Origin of the sequence: Pseudomonas orientalis, from assembly GCF_001439815.1 — a bacterium.
Classification (GTDB): domain Bacteria; phylum Pseudomonadota; class Gammaproteobacteria; order Pseudomonadales; family Pseudomonadaceae; genus Aquipseudomonas; species Aquipseudomonas orientalis.
The window spans coordinates 888828-909130 of record NZ_JYLM01000001.1 but is presented as its reverse complement, the minus strand read 5'-3'; the positions used below and the strand labels follow the sequence as shown (position 1 = coordinate 909130).

Annotated in this window: 18 protein-coding genes; 11 read left to right on the top strand and 7 right to left on the bottom strand. The window is 60.4% G+C overall.

All coding sequences use genetic code 11. The annotated features are described in order from the left end of the window. Positions 1-5 precede the first annotated feature (5 nt). From crcB to TU82_RS04005, 4 genes are read right to left on the bottom strand one after another with little or no spacing between them, the layout of a single operon-like run. Entirely contained in the window at positions 6-380 is a 375-nt protein-coding gene (crcB, locus tag TU82_RS04020; protein ID WP_057721801.1) for a fluoride efflux transporter CrcB, read from the bottom strand. Continuing rightward, positions 380-1702 carry a replication-associated recombination protein A gene (locus tag TU82_RS04015; protein ID WP_057721800.1) on the bottom strand — a complete coding sequence of 441 codons (1323 nt, stop codon included), beginning with the start codon at positions 1700-1702 and terminating at the stop codon, positions 380-382. The genes crcB and TU82_RS04015 overlap by 1 nt, the downstream gene beginning before the upstream one ends. A gap of 27 nt (positions 1703-1729) precedes the next feature. Beyond that, positions 1730-2353, bottom strand: coding sequence for an outer membrane lipoprotein periplasmic chaperone LolA (lolA, locus tag TU82_RS04010; protein WP_057721799.1), 624 nt, complete (start codon positions 2351-2353; stop codon positions 1730-1732). Positions 2354-2407: 54 nt separating this feature from the next. Beyond that, entirely contained in the window at positions 2408-4816 is a 2409-nt protein-coding gene (locus tag TU82_RS04005; protein ID WP_057721798.1) for a DNA translocase FtsK, read from the bottom strand. A 476-nt stretch (positions 4817-5292) separates the two neighbouring features. Here TU82_RS04005 and aat point away from each other — a divergent pair, with 476 nt between their 5' ends. From aat to infA, 3 genes are all read left to right on the top strand, one after another. Beyond that, positions 5293-5973: a leucyl/phenylalanyl-tRNA--protein transferase gene (gene aat, locus TU82_RS04000; protein ID WP_057721797.1), complete on the top strand. Its 681-nt coding sequence runs from the start codon at positions 5293-5295 to the stop codon at positions 5971-5973. A 56-nt stretch (positions 5974-6029) separates the two neighbouring features. Next, positions 6030-6737 carry an arginyltransferase gene (locus TU82_RS03995; RefSeq protein WP_057721796.1) on the top strand — a complete coding sequence of 236 codons (708 nt, stop codon included), beginning with the start codon at positions 6030-6032 and terminating at the stop codon, positions 6735-6737. 100 nt (positions 6738-6837) lie between these two features. Continuing rightward, a complete protein-coding gene (infA, locus tag TU82_RS03990; protein ID WP_002553999.1) occupies positions 6838-7056 on the top strand; it encodes a translation initiation factor IF-1 in 219 nt (72 codons plus the stop codon). 240 nt (positions 7057-7296) lie between these two features. Here the strand turns inward: infA and clpA are convergent, their stop codons facing one another. Next, the gene (gene clpA / locus TU82_RS03985; RefSeq protein ID WP_057721795.1) at positions 7297-9567 is read right to left on the bottom strand and encodes an ATP-dependent Clp protease ATP-binding subunit ClpA; all 2271 of its coding nucleotides are present in this window, start codon (positions 9565-9567) and stop codon (positions 7297-7299) included. Positions 9568-9596: 29 nt separating this feature from the next. Then, positions 9597-9965: an ATP-dependent Clp protease adapter ClpS gene (clpS, locus tag TU82_RS03980; protein WP_057721794.1), complete on the bottom strand. Its 369-nt coding sequence runs from the start codon at positions 9963-9965 to the stop codon at positions 9597-9599. 224 nt (positions 9966-10189) lie between these two features. Here clpS and cspD point away from each other — a divergent pair, with 224 nt between their 5' ends. Further along, on the top strand, positions 10190-10441 hold the full coding sequence (gene cspD / locus TU82_RS03975) for a cold shock domain-containing protein CspD (RefSeq protein WP_057721914.1): 252 nt from the start codon (positions 10190-10192) through the stop codon (positions 10439-10441). Between the two features lie 73 nt (positions 10442-10514). Here the strand turns inward: cspD and icd are convergent, their stop codons facing one another. Further along, positions 10515-11771 (bottom strand): NADP-dependent isocitrate dehydrogenase, encoded by a 1257-nt coding sequence (gene icd / locus TU82_RS03970; protein WP_057721913.1) that lies wholly within the window; start codon positions 11769-11771, stop codon positions 10515-10517. A 494-nt stretch (positions 11772-12265) separates the two neighbouring features. Between icd and TU82_RS03965 the strand changes: the two genes are divergently transcribed. From TU82_RS03965 to TU82_RS03935, 7 genes are all read left to right on the top strand, one after another. Beyond that, a complete protein-coding gene (locus TU82_RS03965) occupies positions 12266-14491 on the top strand; it encodes an NADP-dependent isocitrate dehydrogenase (RefSeq protein WP_057721793.1) in 2226 nt (741 codons plus the stop codon). 228 nt (positions 14492-14719) lie between these two features. Continuing rightward, positions 14720-15166, top strand: coding sequence for an NUDIX hydrolase (locus TU82_RS03960; protein ID WP_057721792.1), 447 nt, complete (start codon positions 14720-14722; stop codon positions 15164-15166). A 59-nt stretch (positions 15167-15225) separates the two neighbouring features. After that, complete coding sequence (gene mnmA / locus TU82_RS03955) at positions 15226-16350, top strand: tRNA 2-thiouridine(34) synthase MnmA (protein ID WP_057721791.1); 1125 nt, start codon at positions 15226-15228, stop codon at positions 16348-16350. Then, positions 16347-16970 carry a high frequency lysogenization protein HflD gene (gene hflD / locus TU82_RS03950; protein ID WP_057721790.1) on the top strand — a complete coding sequence of 208 codons (624 nt, stop codon included), beginning with the start codon at positions 16347-16349 and terminating at the stop codon, positions 16968-16970. Before mnmA ends, hflD begins: the two co-directional genes overlap by 4 nt. 125 nt (positions 16971-17095) lie before the next feature. Beyond that, positions 17096-18466, top strand: coding sequence for an adenylosuccinate lyase (gene purB, locus TU82_RS03945; RefSeq protein ID WP_057721789.1), 1371 nt, complete (start codon positions 17096-17098; stop codon positions 18464-18466). A gap of 84 nt (positions 18467-18550) precedes the next feature. Beyond that, positions 18551-19717, top strand: a complete 1167-nt coding sequence (locus TU82_RS03940) for a ribosomal protein uL16 3-hydroxylase (RefSeq protein ID WP_057721788.1) — start codon at positions 18551-18553, stop codon at positions 19715-19717. After that, the gene (locus tag TU82_RS03935) at positions 19710-20132 is read left to right on the top strand and encodes a GNAT family N-acetyltransferase (RefSeq protein WP_057721787.1); all 423 of its coding nucleotides are present in this window, start codon (positions 19710-19712) and stop codon (positions 20130-20132) included. The genes TU82_RS03940 and TU82_RS03935 overlap by 8 nt, the downstream gene beginning before the upstream one ends. Positions 20133-20303: the final 171 nt, after the last annotated feature.

Sequence of the window (20303 nt, the reverse complement as noted above, 5' to 3'; positions counted from 1 at the left end):
GTTTATCAAAGTTTGGTCAGGGACAGGCCGGCCCAGGTGGCGAGCAGCCCGCCGAACACGCTGATGCCCAGGTACCCGAAGGCGACCAGGGCCTGCCCGCTTTCCAGCAGGCGCAGCGTATCCAGTGAAAAGGATGAAAAGGTCGTCAGACCGCCTACAAAGCCGACAATCAAGCCGGCGCGAATTTCAATCGGCACTTCCGGGCGCAACAGGAACCAGCCGTACAACAGCCCGATAATCAGGCAGCCCACCAGGTTGACCGCCAGGGTCGCCGCATAGAAATGCTTCGGCCAATGAGCGCTGACCCAGGTGCCGGTGGCGAAACGCAATAATGTACCAGCGATGCCGGCTGCGGACACGGCAAGAATCGTCTTGAGCATTACTTTCTCCGCTGACGGGGGCTGAGGCGGTCGAGTTGGGCCAGATGGTTGAGCTTTTCGCCGATCTTCAGCTCCAGGCCACGGGGCACCGGCTGATAGAGCGCCAGCGGCTCCAATTCATCGGGGAAGTAATCTTCGCCGGCCGCGTAAGCGTCCGGCTCGTCATGGGCATAGCGGTATTCATCACCGTAACCCAGTTGTTTCATCAGCTTGGTCGGCGCGTTGCGCAAATGCATCGGCACTTCGAGGGACCCATGTTCGGCCGCCGCTCGCAGCGCCGACTTGAAGCCCATGTACACCGCGTTGCTTTTCGGCGCGCAGGCCAGGTAAGTGATGGCCTGGGCCACCGCCAGCTCGCCTTCCGGGCTGCCGAGGCGCTCCTGCACGTCCCAGGCGGCCAGGCACAGGCTCAAGGCGCGGGGGTCGGCATTACCGATGTCTTCGCTGGCCATGCGCACGACCCGGCGCGCCAGGTACAACGGGTCGCAACCGCCGTCGATCATGCGCGCAAACCAGTACAGCGCACCGTCCGGGTTGGAGCCGCGTACGGACTTGTGCAGCGCCGAAATCTGGTCGTAGAACGCTTCGCCGCCCTTATCGAAACGCCGACGCGTGTCGCCCAGCAGACTTTGCAGCAGGTCGACGCCGATCTCGCCGCCATCTTCGGCAAGGTCCGAGGCGTTCTCCAGCAGGTTGAGAAAACGCCGGCCGTCGCCATCGGCGGCGGTGAGCAGGATTTTGAAGCCCTCCTCACTGACGCTCAGTTGGCGCTTGCCCAGGCCCTTGTCCTCGCTCAAGGCACGCTGCAACAGCTTCTGCATCGCCGCTTCGTCCAGGCTCTTGAGCACGTAGACGCGGGCCCGCGAGAGCAGTGCGTTATTGAGTTCGAAAGACGGGTTTTCAGTGGTGGCGCCGATAAAGATCAACGTGCCGTCTTCGACGTACGGCAGGAACGCATCCTGCTGCGACTTGTTGAAGCGATGCACTTCGTCGACAAACAGAATGGTGCGCTTGCCGTATTGCCCGGCCTGCTGCTTCGCGACTTCCACCGCCTGGCGGATCTCCTTGACCCCGGCCAGCACGGCCGAGACCGTTTCGAAGTGTGCGTCCGAGACCTTGGCCAGCAGCCGCGCCAGGGTGGTTTTACCCACCCCCGGCGGCCCCCAGAAAATCATCGAATGCAGCGCGCCCTGCTCCAGCGCTTCGCGCAAGGGTTTGCCGCGAGCGAGCAGGTGTTCCTGACCGACGTACTCATCCAGGTTGGTCGAACGCAAACGCGCGGCCAGGGGCTGGGCAATCGGGTCACTTCGAAACAGGTCCATGGGCAGCGTTTGAAACCTCTGGGGAGTTTATTCCTGGATCACGTCGGCACCCTTGGGGATGTCGAACTTGAACTTGGACGCGGGCACAGGCTGGTTGGCCTTGACCCCGGAGAACAGGATATCGGTGCGTTGGCCGACGCTGTCGACCAGGCGCATGTTGTTGATCACGCCATTGCCGAACGACAGCGAAAGCGTATCGAACAACGTGTCCTTGGATTTGGGCTTGAGGGTGAACTCGATCACGTTGCTGGCTTGTTTGGAGGTGATGTCGAAACTGTCGTTGATTTTAGACACGTCACCGGACAACAGCAGTGCCGGCGTCTGGTTCAGGCGCGGGTCGAGCTTCTTGATGGTCGCCTGTTCCAGGTCCGGGTCCCACAGCGTGACTTTCTGGCCGTCGGACACGATGGTCTGCTCGGCCTTGCCTTCGGTGTGCCAGTAGAACAGGCCGGGACGCTGCACCGCCATTTCGCCTGCAGTCTCCTGCAGTTGGGTGCCGCCGGCGTCCAGGGTCATCTGGGAAAAGCGCGCGGTCAGGGTCTGGGACTTGTCCAGCAGGTTCTTCAGACTGGCCACGGAAGCCGGGTCAGCGTGGGCCGATACGGCGGTCAGGGCCAGTGCCGGCAACAACAGCATGCGAATGATGCGCATGGGAGTCCTCATTGAGTAGTCAGGGCGCGCCGCGTGCTGCCACGCGGCGCGGAATCAGTCGCGCATCTGCCCGGGGGCGATGATTTCACGCGAGCCGTTGGTGTTCATGGCGGTCACGACGCCGGCGTGTTCCATGGCTTCGATCATGCGGGCGGCGCGGTTGTAGCCGATCTTCAGCTTGCGTTGCACGGCGGAAATCGAGGCACGGCGGCTTTCCAGCACGAACGCCACGGCTTCGTCGTAGAGCGCGTCGGTTTCGGCGTCATCGTCGCCACCACCGCTGCCGCCGTCGAAACCGCTGCCGGCCTCTTCCACGCCCGCGAGGATGTCGTCGTTATATTCCGGTGCGCCACGCAGTTTCCAGGCTTCCACCACGCGATGCACTTCATCGTCGGAAACGAACGCACCGTGGACACGAATCGGCAGGCTGGTGCCGGGCGGCATGTAGAGCATGTCACCGTGGCCCAGCAGTTGCTCGGCGCCGCCCTGATCGATGATGGTCCGCGAGTCGATCTTGCTCGACACCTGGAACGCCATGCGCGTAGGAATGTTGGCCTTGATCAGGCCGGTGATGACGTCCACCGACGGCCGCTGGGTGGCGAGAATCAGGTGAATCCCGGCCGCACGGGCCTTCTGGGCGATACGCGCGATCAGTTCCTCGACCTTCTTGCCGACGATCATCATCATGTCGGCGAATTCATCGACCACCACCACGATGGTCGGCAGCTTGGTCAGCAGCGGCGCTTCGTCGTGAATGTTCTCGCGCTTGTACAGCGGGTCGGTCAGCGGTGTACCGGCGTCCTGGGCTTCCTTGACCTTGGCATTGAAGCCGGACAGGTTACGCACACCCATCTTCGCCATCAGCTTATAGCGACGCTCCATCTCGGCGACGCTCCAGCGCAGGGCGTTGGCGGCGTCCTTCATGTCGGTGACGACCGGGCACAGCAGGTGCGGAATGCCTTCGTAGATCGACAATTCCAGCATCTTCGGGTCGATCATGATCAGCTTGGCATCTTCCGGGCCGGACTTGAACAGGATCGACAGGATCATCGCGTTCACACCCACCGACTTACCGGAACCGGTGGTACCGGCCACCAGCAGGTGCGGCATTTTCGCCAGGTCGGTGATCACCGGCTTGCCGCCGATGTCATGGCCGAGGGCCAGGGTGACCGGCGATTTGAAGTTGTCGTACTCCGGGGTCGACAGCACCTCGGAGAAACGCACGATCTGGCGGTCTTCGTTGGGAATCTCGATACCCACGGTGGTCTTGCCGGGAATCACTTCCACCACGCGCACGCTGGTCACGGCCAGGGAACGCGCCAGGTCCTTGGCCAGGTTGGAAATACGGCTGACCTTGACGCCCGCGGCCGGCTGGATCTCGTAGCGGGTGATCACGGGACCTGGGTGAATCGAGTCCACCGACACTTCGACGCCGAATTCCTTGAGCTTGATTTCCAGCAGGTGGCCGACGGCCGCCAGGGATTCGGGCGAGTAGTTGAGCTGCTTCTTTTCCGCCGGGTCGAGAATCGAGATCGGCGGCAAGGTGCCTTCGACGGCGCTGTCGATGAACAACGGCGCCTGTTTCTCTTTCTGCACGCGATGGCTCGGCTCGGGCGCCTTGGGCGGCGCGGGAGCGATCACCGGTGGCACCTGCTTCTCGCGGTCCGACATGTGTTTGCTCAGGGCCTGCTCGCGCTCGATCAGGCGCTCCTTGACCTTGGCCTGCTCGCGGCGATCCGGCGTGCTGGGGGCCACCACCTCATTGACGCGGGTGTCCACTTCGCGCAGTTGCGCGACCATCTGCTTGCGCTCGACACGCGCAGCCCACCAACGGTTGGCGGCGCCCTGGAACAACTCCAGCAAATCGAGGGTGATTTTGCCGGTCACGTCCATCACCTTGAACCATGACAGGTCAGTGAACACCGTAAGACCGAACAGAAACAGCGCGATGAACATCAGCGTGCTGCCCTGGATATTCAGGGTGCGGCGCGCCAGATCGCCCAGGCTTTCGCCCAGCGCCCCGCCCGCGCCCGCCGGCAGACCGGTCGGCGCATGGAAATGGATATGTGCAAGCGCTGCGCCGGACAACACCAGGAAGACCAGCCCGATCAGACGCCAGGAGAACAGCCAGCCGCTCCACTGCCACGGCTCGTGACGCTGGCGGAAGATCTGCCAGGTTTTGATCGCCAGCAACAGCGGAAAGATGTAGGCGAAATAACCGAGGATCATGAACAGGATATCGGCGCTGTAGGAACCCACGGGGCCGCCGAAATTCTGCACATCGTCGATTTTGCTGTTATGGCTCCAGCCGGGATCGTCCTTGCCGTAGGTGAGCAAGGCCATCATCAGGAACAGGCACAGCGCGCCGATCGCGATCAGCGCACCTTCCTTGAGTCGGTAATGCAGGTGCTGACGCCAGGCCGGCACGACTGCTGCTTTGGGTGTTGCGGCGGATTTCTTCAAAACGGGTCTTTTCCTGCGCCTTTTAGCGCGTCCATCTGTTGAATGACTACACACGACTGCTCTGTCCGGAGCAGCTGAAAAAATGACGAATGTTGCTGAATCTACTTTTAACACCGCGCAATGCATCGGCGAAATGGCGATAACGCCACAATCGCCGCATTGTACGGGTTTGCGCGTGCGATGCCACGCACTTGCCCACCACCTGGTGGCCTGTTCAATTTGAGCATGCATTGTCTTTGCTGACAAAGGCTTATGCGCTGTATTTACCAATCCAGGCAAGCTTGGCAAATGGCCTGCATTGGTCAGACCCGATTACGACCGCGCCTTATGCACAGAGTTGCAGAAACACCGTTGCACGCTAATCCAGGCCGAGAAGCCATTTGCGCTGGCCCCATGGCGCTGTGTCGACAATAATCAACGCCTGGGGGCAGGCGCCCGACCTGCCACTCCCCTCCCCTTCCGTAAGCCTGGATGCCATGCTGACCTGGTTACAACGCGACACCCTGACATTCCCGCCCCTGGCCAAGGCCATGCGCGAACCCAACGGTCTGCTTGCCGCCGGCGGCGACCTGTCGGCCGAGCGACTGATCCAGGCCTACCGCCACGGCTGCTTCCCGTGGTTCTCCGAAGGCCAGCCGATTCTTTGGTGGTCACCCGACCCACGCACGGTGATATTCCCCGACGAACTGCACGTCTCGCGCAGCCTTGGCAAATTATTGCGCCAGCAGCGCTACAGCGTGACCTTCGATCAGGATTTCGCTGCGGTGATTCAAGCCTGCGCGGCGCCGCGTGCATATGCCGATGGTACCTGGATCACCGAGGGCATCCAGAATGCCTACCTGGAGCTGCATCAACGGGGTTATGCGCATTCGGTGGAGGTATGGGACCAGGGCGAATTGGTCGGCGGCCTGTACGGCCTGGCGATGGGCCAATTGTTTTTTGGCGAATCCATGTTCAGCCGCGCCGATAACGCCTCGAAATTCGGCTTCGCCACGCTCACCCGGCAACTTCAGGCCTGGGGCTTTGTGCTGATTGACTGCCAGATGCCCAATGATCATCTGCACAGCCTGGGCGCACGCGGTATACCGCGCAGCGAATTCGCCGGGTATCTGCGCGATCATTTGGACCAGCCCAGCTCTGGGCCGTGGGTTTCTTAGGCGACATCCGCGTACCTGGCTTACACTTATTTCAAAGCTTACCCCGAGGGTTGATCATGACCGAGCTGGCGCGCTTGAAGTTTTATGCCACTCAAGCCCACTCTTGCAGCTATCTGCCCGACGAGCAGGCCACCACGCTGTTCCTCGATCCCAGCCAGCCGATGGACGTGCATGTGTACGCCGACCTGTCGGAGATGGGCTTTCGGCGCAGCGGCGATCACCTGTACCGACCTCACTGCCAGAACTGCAACGCCTGCGTGCCGGCGCGCATCCCGGTGGCGCAATTTCTACCGGATCGCAATCAGAAACGCATTCTCAAGCGCAATGCCGACCTGACGGTAAGCGCGGTCAAGCCGCAGTACAGCGAAGAATATTTCGATCTCTATCAGCGCTACATCGAACAACGCCATGCCGACGGCGATATGTTCCCGCCCAGCCGCGATCAATTTTCCACCTTCCTGGTACGTGACCTGCCTTTTTCGCGCTTCTATGAATTTCGCCTCGACGGACGGCTGCTGGCGGTGGCGGTGACCGACCTGCTGCCCAATGGCCTGTCGGCGGTATACACCTTCTATGAACCCGCCGAAGAACGCCGCAGCCTGGGACGCTTTGCGATCCTCTGGCAGATCGGTGAAGCGCTGCGCCTGGAACTGGAGGCGGTGTACCTCGGGTACTGGATCAAGAACTGCAAAAAAATGAGCTACAAGACCCAATATCGACCCATTGAGCTGCTGATTAATCAAAGATGGGTAACGCTTAACTAGAACCCCTTGGCTTGAACACCCTTTTTCGGGCACAATGCACGCCGCTTTTGCCTGGCGCAGTTGCACCGGGCCATTCACTGGATACCGAGGGCTTTACTGCATGTCGAAAGAAGACAGCTTCGAAATGGAAGGCACTGTCGTCGACACCCTGCCCAACACCATGTTTCGTGTGGAGTTGGAAAATGGGCACGTCGTAACCGCGCATATCTCCGGCAAGATGCGCAAGAACTACATTCGTATTCTTACCGGTGACAAAGTGCGCGTCGAGCTGACGCCCTATGACTTGAGCAAAGGGCGCATCACTTACCGCGCTCGCTAAGCAAGTCAATACAAGACGCCCGGTTATGCCGGGCGTTTTTGTGTGCGCTATTTACCGGACACCTAAAACCAATGTGGGAGGGGGCTTGCCCCCGATGGCAGTGTGTCAGGCAACTGATCTGCTGCTGAGCCACCGCTATCGGGGGCAAGCCCCCTCCCACACTGGACCTTCGTTGATCTGACGACGGTATTTCAAATAAAAAAGGCGCCTTTCGGCGCCTTTTGCGTTACTGCAAAACGATCAGGCCATTTCCGCCGTGGTTTCGAACTCGAAGGTCAGCTCGCCGTCCTTCAGGTCGATATGCACCACGCCACCATGGTCGGAAAGCTCGCCAAACAGGATCTCTTCGGCCAGCGGCCGCTTGATCTTGTCCTGGATCAGACGCGCCATCGGGCGTGCGCCCATTGCCGCGTCGTAGCCGCCTTCGGCAATCCAGCTGCGCGCTGCTTCCGACACTTCCAGTTGCACGCGCTTGTCTTCCAACTGCGCCTGAAGCTCGGTGAGGAACTTGTCCACCACGCTTTTGATGACCTCATGGCTGAGGCGACCAAACTGGATAATGGTGTCCAGGCGGTTGCGGAACTCCGGCGTAAAGCTCTTCTTGATCACTTCCATCGCATCCGACGAGTGATCCTGATGACTGAAGCCGATCGAAGCCCGCGCGGCCGTTTCGGCACCGGCGTTGGTGGTCATGATCACGATCACGTTGCGGAAATCCGCCTTGCGCCCGTTGTTGTCGGTCAGGGTACCGTGGTCCATCACCTGCAGCAGCAGGTTGAAGACCTCCGGGTGAGCCTTTTCGATCTCATCGAGCAGCAACACGCAATGCGGCTGCTTGGTAATCGCCTCGGTCAACAGGCCGCCCTGATCGAAGCCGACATAGCCCGGAGGCGCACCGATCAGGCGCGACACGGTGTGGCGCTCCATGTATTCGGACATGTCGAAGCGCACCAACTCGATACCCATGGCCTTGGCCAACTGGCGCGCCGCCTCGGTTTTGCCGACACCGGTGGGACCTGCGAACAGGAACGAACCCACTGGCTTGTCCGGCGACTTGAGGCCCGCACGCGACAGTTTGATCGCGGTGGACAGCGCGTCGATGGCCGCATCCTGGCCGAAAACGGTCAGTTTGAGGTCACGCTCCAGGTTACGCAGCAGCTCCTTATCGGAACTGTTGACGTGTTTTGGCGGAATCCGCGCGATTTTCGCCACGATATCCTCGACCTGAGGCACGTCGATGCGCTTCACGCGTTTCTCGACCGGCTGCAGGCGCTGGTAGGCACCCGCCTCATCGATCACATCGATCGCCTTGTCCGGCATATGCCGGTCATTGATATAGCGCGACGCCAGCTCGGCAGCCGCACGCAAGGCCTCATCGGTGTACTCGATGCCGTGGTGCGCTTCGAAACGCCCCTTGAGCCCGCGCAGGATGCCGATGGTGTCTTCAACCGAAGGCTCGGACACATCGACTTTCTGGAAACGACGCGCCAGGGCACGGTCTTTTTCGAAGATCCCGCGAAACTCCTGGAAGGTAGTCGAGCCAATGCAGCGGATATCACCCGACGACAGCAGCGGCTTGAGCAGGTTGGACGCATCCATCACCCCGCCCGACGCCGCCCCCGCACCAATAATGGTGTGGATCTCGTCGATGAACAGGATCGCCTGCGGGCGTTTTTTCAGTTCGCCGAGCAGCGCCTTGAAGCGCTTCTCGAAATCGCCACGGTACTTGGTCCCGGCGAGCAATGCGCCCAGGTCCAGGGAGTAGACGACACTGTTGGCCAGCAGATCCGGCACTTGGTTGTCGACGATACGCTTGGCCAGGCCCTCGGCGATCGCGGTTTTACCCACGCCCGCTTCACCCACCAGCAACGGGTTGTTCTTGCGACGACGCGCGAGGATCTGGGCGACGCGCTCAACCTCCAGCTCACGTCCCACCAGCGGATCGATCCGCCCCTGGCGCGCCAGCTCATTGAGGTTGCTGGCATAGGCATCCAGCGGGTTGCTTGAAGAAGAAGACTCACCGCCCTCCTCGTCCTGCATATCCTGCTCTCCCTCGGAATGATCGCCGTGCCCGGGCACCTTGGAGATACCGTGGGCGATGTAGTTGACGACATCGATACGGGCAACGCTCTGCTGCTTGAGCAGGAACACGGCCTGGCTTTCCTGTTCGCTGAAAATCGCCACCAGCACATTGGCGCCCGTGACTTCACGCTTGCCGGAGCTCTGTACGTGGAATACAGCACGCTGCAATACCCGCTGGAAGCCCAGGGTCGGCTGGGTCTCACGGTCCTCGTCATGCACGGGGATCAGTGGCGTGGTGGAGTCGATAAACTCCTGCAGGTCATGCTTGAGTTTGTCGAGGTTGGCGCCGCACGCACGTAGAACGGTGGCGGCAGCTTCGTTATCCAAAAGTGCCAGCAAAAGGTGCTCGACGGTCATGAATTCATGACGCTTCGAACGAGCCTCCTTGAAGGCAAGATTGAGGGTGACTTCGAGCTCGCGGTTTAACATAGCTTCACCTCATACCCAAGTGGTCGGCGTTAACCGTCCTTCTCGATTTCACAGAGTAGCGGATGCTGGCTTTCCCTGGCGTACTGGTTGACCTGCATGGCCTTTGTCTCGGCGATGTCGCGGGTAAACACTCCACATACTGCCCGTCCTTCTGTGTGAACGGCCAGCATTACCTTGGTCGCCAACTCGCGGTTCAGGTTAAAAAACACCTCGAGCACTTCGACCACGAAATCCATCGGTGTGTAGTCATCATTGAACAAAACCACCTTGTACATCGGCGGCGCCTGTAAAGCAGGCTTGGCCTCCTGAACAGCAATGCCTGCAGAACCGTCGTCGTCATGTTCCCGATCCGGGCGATCCTGATTGAATGTTAGTCGAATCTGGCTATTTGCATGCATGGAAAGAAAGGTTCGTCAGTGGTTCAAATACAGTGGTGGGGGCGACCTGTCAGATTTTCAACTCCGACCCGTTGGTCGCCTTGACTATCGGCAAATCGGTGTTACAACCAATAGAGCCCACAGTGGGTAAAAAAGGTCCGCGCAGTCAACCTTATTTATTCGGGTTAGGACGGATAGACAGGATGATACTCCAGTGATGGAGTCTGGTGCAGAGGGATAAGGGAATGGCTAGCGGTAAGGTCAAGTGGTTCAACAATGCCAAGGGTTATGGCTTCATTCTTGAAGATGGCAGGGATGGAGACCTTTTTGCGCATTACTCAGCGATCCAGATGGACGGCTACAAGACGCTCAAAGCGGGTCAGCCTGTCTGCTTTGAGATTATTCAAGGCCCTAAGGGCCTGCATGCTGTGAATATCAGCGCGCCCGTCACCACTGGAAACGCTGCAGAAAAGGTACCTGCTCAAGAATCAGCCTGACCAGCATAGAGCGACACCTTAACAGTCAAACCGGCCATCCTGAGTCATCAGAGTGGCCGATTGTTCTGCCCGTTTACATATGCTTGATCAACGCATCACCAAAGCCCGACGACGACACCAATGTCGCCCCTTCCATCAGGCGTTCGAAGTCATAGGTCACGGTCTTGGCCGAAATCGCGCCATTGGTGCCCTTGATGATCAGATCCGCCGCTTCGACCCAGCCCATGTGCCGCAGCATCATTTCCGCCGACAGAATCAATGAGCCCGGGTTGACCTGATCCTTGCCCGCGTACTTCGGTGCGGTGCCGTGGGTGGCCTCGAACATGGCCACGGTATCCGACAGGTTGGCACCCGGTGCAATACCGATGCCGCCCACTTCCGCCGCCAAGGCGTCGGACAGGTAGTCGCCGTTGAGGTTAAGCGTGGCAATCACGTCATACTCAGCCGGGCGCAGCAGGATCTGCTGGAGCATCGCATCGGCGATCGCATCCTTGACCACCACATTCTTGCCGGTCCTGGGGTTCTTGAACTGCATCCACGGCCCGCCATCGAGCAGGGTCGCGCCAAACTCTTCGGCCGCCACTTCGTAGGCCCATTCCTTGAAGGCACCCTCGGTGAACTTCATGATGTTGCCTTTGTGCACGATGGTCAGCGAATCGCGGTCGTTATCCACCACATATTGCAGGGCCTTGCGCGCCAGGCGCTTGGTGCCTTCTTTCGACACCGGCTTGACGCCAATCCCGCAATCCTGATCGAAACGGATCTTGGTGACGCCCATTTCTTCCTTGAGGAACTTGATCACCTTGATCGCCTCGGGCGAACCAGCCTTCCACTCGATGCCGGCGTAAATATCCTCGGAGTTTTCGCGGAAGATGGTCATGTCCACGTCGCCGGGCTTCTTGACCGGGCTGGGCACGCCTTCAAACCAGCGCACCGGGCGCAGGCACACGTACAGATCGAGTTGCTGGCGCAACGCCACGTTCAGGGAACGGATGCCACCGCCGACCGGCGTGGTCAGTGGGCCCTTGATGGACACCACGTAGTCTTTGACCGCGTCCAGGGTCTCCTGGGGCAGCCAGGTGTCCTGGTCGTAGACTTGAGTCGCCTTCTCGCCGGCATACACCTCCATCCACGAGATCTTGCGCTTGCCGCCGTAGGCCTTTTCAACAGCAGCGTCGACCACCTTGATCATCACCGGGCTGATGTCGACGCCGATACCGTCACCTTCGATATACGGGATGATCGGTTGGTCAGGAACATTGAGAGAATGGTCTGCATTGACGGTGATTTTGTCGCCGACTGCCGGAACCTGAATCTTCTTGTATCCCATGCTGAACTCCATCTATGGATTGAACATCTGGCTGCGTTCGAGCCTACTCCAGATAAATGGCGACTGAAACCTCACGCCATGGTCATTTGCATCGAAAACAGCATAAATTGCCGCCTACAAGCCTGAAATCAAAGGGAAAACCGCCAATCTTGAGCACAACATGCGAGATTGGGCGCACCCGGTACGCCTGCGACCTTTAGACCAATGGACGACACACCTTTTGTATGAAGGCTCAGCGTAAGCATAGCGACCTATGTATAATGCCGCCGCTGACCAAAGAGTCACGACGGTTGACCGCTCTAGACAGTAGCCTTCAGCCAGAAAGCAGGACTATTACAATAGTCCAAACGCTTGACGCTCGACTGATGCAACCCAACATCACCGCGAAGAAACCTCGACATTTCGCTCATGGATGACTTTGAACGAAAGCGCTCCACCCGGCGCATCTCGAGTTTCTGCGCACGCTTTCAGCAAAGAAGAGAGTTAATCCGAATATGCCCACCCGCTCGAAGATCATCTATACCTTCACCGACGAAGCCCCGGCCCTCGCCACCTATTCACTGCTGCCTATCGTAGAGGCCTTCACCGCTTCCGCTGATATTGCCGTGGAAACCCGCGACATCTCCCTCGCCGCGCGCATCCTCGCAAGCTTCCCCGAGCAATTGGGCGCCAAGGCCATCCCGGACCACCTCGCCGAACTGGGCGACCTGGCCGTTACGCCTGAAGCCAACATCATCAAGCTGCCTAACATCAGCGCCTCGACCCCGCAGCTGCAAGCCGCGATCAAGGAACTGCAGGCCCAGGGCTACGCCCTGCCGGACTACCCGGAAACCGTAACCACCGACGCGGAAAAAGAAACCCGTGCCCGTTACGACAAGGTCAAGGGCAGCGCCGTGAACCCGGTACTGCGCGAAGGCAACTCCGACCGTCGCGCCCCGCTGTCGGTGAAGAACTACGCACGCAAGCACCCGCACAAGATGGGCGCCTGGGCTGCCGACTCAAAGTCGCATGTGGCCCACATGGACAATGGCGATTTCTACGGCAGCGAAAAAGCCGTGCAGATCGAAGCCGCCGATGCTGTCAAAATCGAGCTGATCGCCAAGGACGGCACCGCCACCGTCCTGAAGGAAAAGACCTCGGTACAGGCCGGTGAAATCATCGACACCGCCGTGCTGAGCAAGAAAGCCCTGCGCAGCTTCATCGCCGCCGAAATCGAAGACGCCAAGAAGCAAGGCGTGCTGCTGTCGGTTCACTTGAAAGCCACCATGATGAAGGTCTCCGACCCGATCATGTTCGGCCAGATCGTTGCCGAGTTCTATAAAGACGCCCTGACCAAGCACGCCGCCGTGCTCGAGCAGATCGGCTTTAACCTGAACAACGGCATCGGCGACCTGTACGCCCGCATCAAGGCGTTGCCGGCTGACCAGCAAGCGCAGATCGAAGCCGACATCCAGGCCGTCTACGCCGCCCGTCCGTCCCTGGCGATGGTCAACTCCGACAAAGGCATCACCAACCTGCACGTGCCGAGCGACGTCATCGTCGACGCCTCGATGCCAGCCATGATCCGTGACTCCGGCAAGATGTGGGGCACCGACGGCCAGTTGCACGACACCAAGGCCGTGATTCCGGATCGCTGCTACGCCACCATCTACCAGGCGGTCATCGAAGACTGCAAGGCCAATGGCGCGTTCGACCCGACCACCATGGGTAGCGTGCCAAACGTCGGCCTGATGGCGAAGAAAGCCGAAGAGTACGGCTCCCACGACAAGACCTTCCAGATCAAGGCTGACGGCGTTGTCCGCGTCACCGACAGCAAGGGCAACCTGCTGATGGAACAGAACGTCGAAGCCGGCGACATCTTCCGCATGTGCCAGACCAAAGACGCGCCGATCCAGGACTGGGTCAAGCTGGCCGTCAACCGCGCCCGCGCCAGCGGCACCCCGGCCATCTTCTGGCTGGACCCCAAGCGTGCGCACGACGGCGTCGTGGTCGAGAAAGTTCAGGCTTACCTGAAAGACCACAACACCGAAGGCCTGGACATCCGCATCATGTCGCCGGTCGAAGCGATGAAGTTCACCCTGGAGCGCACCCGCAAGGGCCTGGACACCATTTCGGTGACCGGCAACGTACTGCGCGACTATCTGACCGACCTGTTCCCGATCATGGAACTGGGCACCAGCGCCAAGATGCTGTCGATCGTGCCGCTGATGAACGGCGGTGGCCTGTTCGAAACCGGCGCCGGCGGCTCGGCTCCGAAACACGTGCAGCAACTGGTGGAAGAGAACTTCCTGCGCTGGGATTCCCTGGGCGAGTTCCTGGCCCTGGCCGCGTCCCTTGAGCATTTGGGTGTGACGTACAACAACCCGAAAGCCCTGGTACTATCCAAGACCCTGGACCAGGCCACCGGCCAGTTCCTCGACAACAACAAGTCGCCATCGCGTAAAGTCGGCAACATCGACAACCGCGGCAGCCACTTCTACCTGGCGCTGTACTGGGCACAAGCCCTGGCCGCCCAGACCGAAGACACTGCACTGCAAGCGCAGTTCGGCGAACTGGCCAAGACCCTGACCGAGAATGAGGCGACCATCGTTGCCGAGCTCAACGCCGTACAGGGCAAGCCAGTGGACATCGGCGGCTACTACGCGCCGAACCCGGAACTGACCAGCAAGGCCATGCGCCCGAGCAACACCTTCAATGCGGCGATTGCCAAGTTGAAGTAAGGTTGTAACGATGCAAAGAAGCCCCGGCCCTGTGCCGGGGTTTCTGTTTGTGCCTACTACCGATTTAATTGAAGAAACCCAATCAAATGTGGGAGCTGGCTTGCCTGCGATAGCGGTGGGTCAGCTACTGAATAGCTCGCTGATAGACCGCTATCGCAGGCAAGCCAGCTCCCACATTGAATGCAATTCTGACCAAGATCACGTCGCATCCTGAATCGAGAGGCAACCATGACCTGGCAACCCCACATCACCGTCGCCACCCTCGTCGAAGACAACGGCCGCTTCCTGATGGTCGAAGAACTCAAGGGCGGCCGCGCGGTGCTCAACCAGCCCGCCGGCCACCTTGACCCGGACGAAACCCTCACCGAAGCCGCCGTGCGCGAAACGCTTGAGGAAACCGGTTGGGACGTAGAGCCCACCGGCATCGTCGGCATCTACCTGTACACCGCCCCAAGCAATGGCGTGACCTATCAACGCGTCTGCTTTATCGCCAAGGCGCTGCAACACCACCCCGACTATCAACTCGACGAAGGCATCCTGCGCGCCCACTGGCTGACCCGCGACGAGTTGATGGCCTTGCGCGACGACTGGCGCAGCGAGCTGATCATCCGCTGTATCGATGATTATCTGGCCGGCCAGTGCCACAGTCTCGAATTGATCCGCCCTTCTCTTTAGCCTTGAAGGCTGGAGCCTGATAGAATCGCGTCCTTTTTCAAGACACCCGTTGAAACCCTATGCGTGATCCAGCCCCTTCTGACACACAAAAGAAGCGCGTCATCGTCGGCATGTCCGGCGGCGTGGATTCTTCCGTTTCCGCCGTTCTGCTCATGGAGCAGGGTTATGAGGTGGAAGGCCTGTTCATGAAGAACTGGGAAGAAGACGACGGAACGGAATATTGCACCGCCATGGACGACCTGGCGGATGCCCAGGCCGTGTGTGACAAGATCGGCATCAAGCTGCACACCGCCAACTTCGCCGCCGAGTACTGGGACAATGTGTTCGAGCACTTCCTGGCCGAGTACAAGGCCGGCCGCACGCCGAACCCGGATATCCTGTGCAACCGCGAGATCAAGTTCAAGGCGTTCCTCGACTACGCCATGATGCTCGGTGCCGACCTGATTGCCACCGGCCACTACGTGCGCCGTCGCGATATCGATGGCCGCACCGAACTGCTCAAGGGCCTGGACCCGAACAAGGACCAGAGCTACTTCCTGCACGCCGTCGGCGGTGAACAGATCGCCAAGACCCTGTTCCCGGTGGGCGAGCTGGAAAAACCCGAAGTGCGCAGGATCGCCGAGCAACACGGCCTGGCCACCGCCAAGAAGAAGGATTCAACCGGCATCTGCTTTATCGGCGAGCGGCGTTTCAGCGACTTCCTCAAGCAGTACCTGCCGGCGCAACCGGGCGAGATCAAGACGACCGAAGGCGATGTCATCGGCCGCCACCACGGCCTGATGTACCACACCATCGGCCAGCGTCAGGGCCTGGGCATTGGCGGCTTGAAAGACGCAGGCGAAGAGCCATGGTACGTGCTGGTCAAGGACCTGGAAAACAACGTGCTGGTCGTCGGCCAGGGTAACGAACACCCGCTGCTGTTCTCCGGCGCCCTGCTCGCTTCCGAGATCTATTGGGTCAACCCGATCGACCTGAGCACCCCGCGCCGCCTGACCGCCAAGGTGCGCTATCGCCAGGGCGACCAGGCCTGCACACTGGAAAAAACCGCCAGCGGCTACCGCGCCACCTTTGATGAGCCGCAACGCGCGGTCACCCCTGGCCAGTCCGTGGTGTTCTACGACGGTGAGATTTGCCTGGGCGGCGGCGTGATTGAAGTCGCGCAGGCCTGGGGCACCCCGGCATGAGCCAGACCCAGGAGCAGTTGACCGCACTCGGCGGGGTTTTCCTCGCCGCGGTGCTGGTGGACAAAATCGCCAAGACCGGCCAGGTCACCGAGGCCGGCCTGACCTGCATGCTCGGCAGCCTTCTGATCCGCGACCCCAAGGACACCCTTGAGGTCTACGGTGGCGACGACCTGGCGCTGCGTGAAGGCTACCGCGCGCTGATCGGCGCCCTGGAGCGCGACCCCAGCACCTTGCAGCGCGAACCGTTGCGCTACGCCCTGTCGATGCTCGGCCTGGAGCGTCAACTGGCCAAGCGCGACGACATGCTCGAGACCATCGGCAAGCGCCTGCCGCAGATCCAATCCCAAGTGGAGCACTTCGGCCCGGCTCACGAAAACGTGATCGCCGCCTGTGGCGCGCTGTACCAGGACACCTTGAGTACCTTGCGCCAGCGCATTCAGGTGCACGGCGACATGCGCAACCTGCAACAACCGAACAACGCCTCGAAAATCCGCGCGCTGCTGCTGGCCGGTATTCGTTCGGCGCGGTTGTGGCGCCAGTTGGGCGGGCATCGCTGGCAACTGGTGATCAGCCGGCGCAAATTGCTCAAAGAGCTTTACCCGTTGATGCGCAACGAATAAGTCGCACCCGCGGGCTATTTTCAAGCCGTTACGCGTAATACGCCGGTCAGTTGGCAACGGACCGGCGGATTTTTTCATGTATGATACGCGCCCCATTTCGTTGCCCGACTGTCCGAGAACACCCCATGCAGCTCTCTTCGCTCACTGCGGTTTCCCCTGTTGACGGCCGCTACGCCGGCAAAACCCAGGCCCTGCGCCCTATTTTCAGCGAATACGGCCTGATCCGTGCTCGCGTGCTGGTTGAAGTGCGCTGGCTCCAGCGCCTGGCCGCTCACCCCGCCATCAGCGAAGTGCCGGCGTTTTCCGCCGAGGCCAACGCTGTCTTGAATACCCTGGCGGAAAACTTTTCCCTGGAGCACGCCGAGCGTGTGAAAGAGATCGAGCGCACCACCAACCACGACGTCAAGGCCATCGAATACCTGCTCAAGGAGCAAGCGGCCAAGCTGCCGGAACTGGCCAAGGTCAGCGAGTTCATCCACTTTGCCTGCACCAGCGAGGACATCAACAACCTGTCCCACGCCCTGATGCTGCGCGAAGGCCGTGATGACGTGATGCTGCCGCTGATGCGCCAGACCGCCGAGGCGATCCGTGAGCTGGCGATCCGCTTCGCCGATGTGCCGATGCTGTCGCGCACCCACGGGCAGCCGGCGTCGCCGACGACGCTGGGCAAGGAACTGGCCAACGTGGTGTACCGCCTGGAGCGCCAGATCGCTCAGGTCGCCGCCGTGCCATTGCTGGGCAAGATCAACGGGGCCGTCGGCAACTACAACGCGCACCTGTCGGCCTACCCCGAGATCGACTGGGAAGCCAACGCCCGCGCCTTCATCGAAGACGAGCTGGGCCTGGGCTTCAACCCGTACACCACGCAGATCGAACCGCACGACTACATTGCCGAGCTGTTCGACGCCATCGCGCGCTTCAACACCATCCTGATCGACTTCGACCGCGATATCTGGGGCTACATCTCCCTGGGCTATTTCAAGCAGCGCACCATCGCCGGTGAAATCGGTTCGTCGACCATGCCGCACAAGGTCAACCCGATCGACTTCGAAAACTCCGAAGGCAACCTGGGTATCGCCAACGCCCTGTTCCAGCACCTGGCCAGCAAGCTGCCGATCTCGCGCTGGCAGCGTGACCTGACCGACTCCACCGTACTGCGCAACCTCGGCGTGGGCTTTGCCCACAGCGTGATCGCGTACGAAGCCAGCCTCAAGGGCATCAGCAAGCTGGAGCTCAACGCGCAGAAAATCGCCGCCGACCTGGACGCTTGCTGGGAAGTGCTGGCTGAGCCGATCCAGACCGTGATGCGCCGCTACAACATCGAAAATCCCTACGAGAAGCTCAAAGAGTTGACGCGCGGCAAGGGGATCACCTCCGATGCGCTGCAAACTTTCATCGACGGCCTGGACATGCCAGCCGCCGCCAAGGCCGAGCTGAAACTGCTCACCCCGGCCAACTACATCGGTAACGCTGTAGAGCAAGCCAAGCGCATCTGATCATCGCACGACCCCTTGAGACGCCCGGCCGCGCCGGGCGTTTTTATTCCTGTCTTAAAAGTGCTTTTTTTCAATAGGTTACACATGAATCCTGATATCCCTCTTCAACTTCTGGGCGGCATCACGGCACGGGAATTCCTGCGCGACTACTGGCAGAAAAAACCGCTGCTGATCCGCCAGGCCATCCCTGACTTCGAAAGCCCGATCGATGCCGACGAACTGGCCGGCCTGGCCCTGGAAGAAGAAGTCGAGTCGCGCCTGGTGATCGAACACGGCGAACGTCCGTGGGAGCTGCGTCGCGGCCCGTTCGCCGAAGACGCCTTCAGCACCCTGCCCGAGCGCGAGTGGACCCTGCTGGTACAGGCCGTCGACCAGTTCGTGCCGGAAGTCGCCGAATTGCTCGAGCACTTCCGCTTCCTGCCAAGCTGGCGCATCGATGATGTGATGATCAGCTTCGCCGCACCGGGTGGCAGCGTCGGTCCGCACTTCGATAACTACGATGTGTTCCTGCTGCAGGCCCAGGGCAAGCGCAACTGGAAGATCGGCCAGATGTGCAGCTCCGAAAGCGCGCTGCTGCAGCACGCCGACCTGCGCATCCTCGCCGACTTCGAAGAAAGCGCCGAATGGGTGCTCGAGCCGGGCGACATGCTGTACCTGCCACCGCGCCTGGCGCACTTCGGCATTGCCGAAGATAACTGCATGACCTACTCGGTAGGCTTCCGCGCCCCAAGCGCCGCCGAGGTGCTGACCCACTTCACCGACTTCCTCAGCCAGTATCTGACCGACGAAGAGCGCTACACCGATGCCGACGCCCAGCCGGTCAGCGACCCGCATCAGATTCAGAGCGATGCACTGGATCGCCTCAAGAGCCTGCTGGCCGAGCACATGAGCGATGAGCGCATGCTGCTGACCTGGTTCGGCCAGTTCATGACCGAACCGCGCTACCCGGAAATGGTGGCCGGCGAGGAAGTGGGCGAAGAGGATTTTGTCAGCAGCCTGCAAGACGGCGCGATTCTAATACGCAACCCGAGCGCGCGCATGGCCTGGTCGGAAGTGGACGACGACGTGTTGCTGTTCGCCAGCGGCCAGAGCCGTTACCTGCCGGGCAAACTGCGCGAACTGTTGAAACTGGTGTGCTCGGCAGACGCCCTGCACAGCGAAAACCTCGGTGCCTGGCTGGCGGACGAAGACGGTCGCGACCTGCTGTGCGAACTGGTCAAGCAAGGCAGCCTGGGGTTTGCGGATGAATAAGATTCACGTAAGTGTCGCGGACTGGCGAAAGGATATCGACGAGATTCGGCGCATTCGTGAAGCGGTATTCATCGCCGAACAATCGGTTCCACCCGAGCTGGAATGGGACGCGGACGACGCCGGTGCGATGCACTTTCTGGCGTTCGAAGGTGACTTCCCGATTGGCACCGCTCGGCTGCTGCCCAGCGGCGAGATCGGCCGCGTGTCGGTACTCAAGGACTGGCGCGGGCTGAAGGTCGGCGACAAGCTGATGGAAACGGTGATCGGCGTGGCCGAGCAGCGCGGCCAGACCCGCCAGTTCCTCAGTGCGCAGGTTTATGCGGCGCCGTTCTATGAGCGGCTGGGCTTCAAGATTGTCAGTGATGAGTTTCTTGAGGTCGGGATTCCGCATGTGGATATGGTGCGCGGGGACTGATCCGGGACCGCGTCGCGGCCATCGGGGGCAAGCTCCCTCCCACACTTGAAGATGTACTCGGTCAAAATGTGGGAGGGGGCTTGCCCCCGATGACTATTTCAGCAACACCAAAAATGCCCTGCCTTGCCAGGGCATTTTGCTGTCCACCATTCAACTTGCACCCCACCAGGC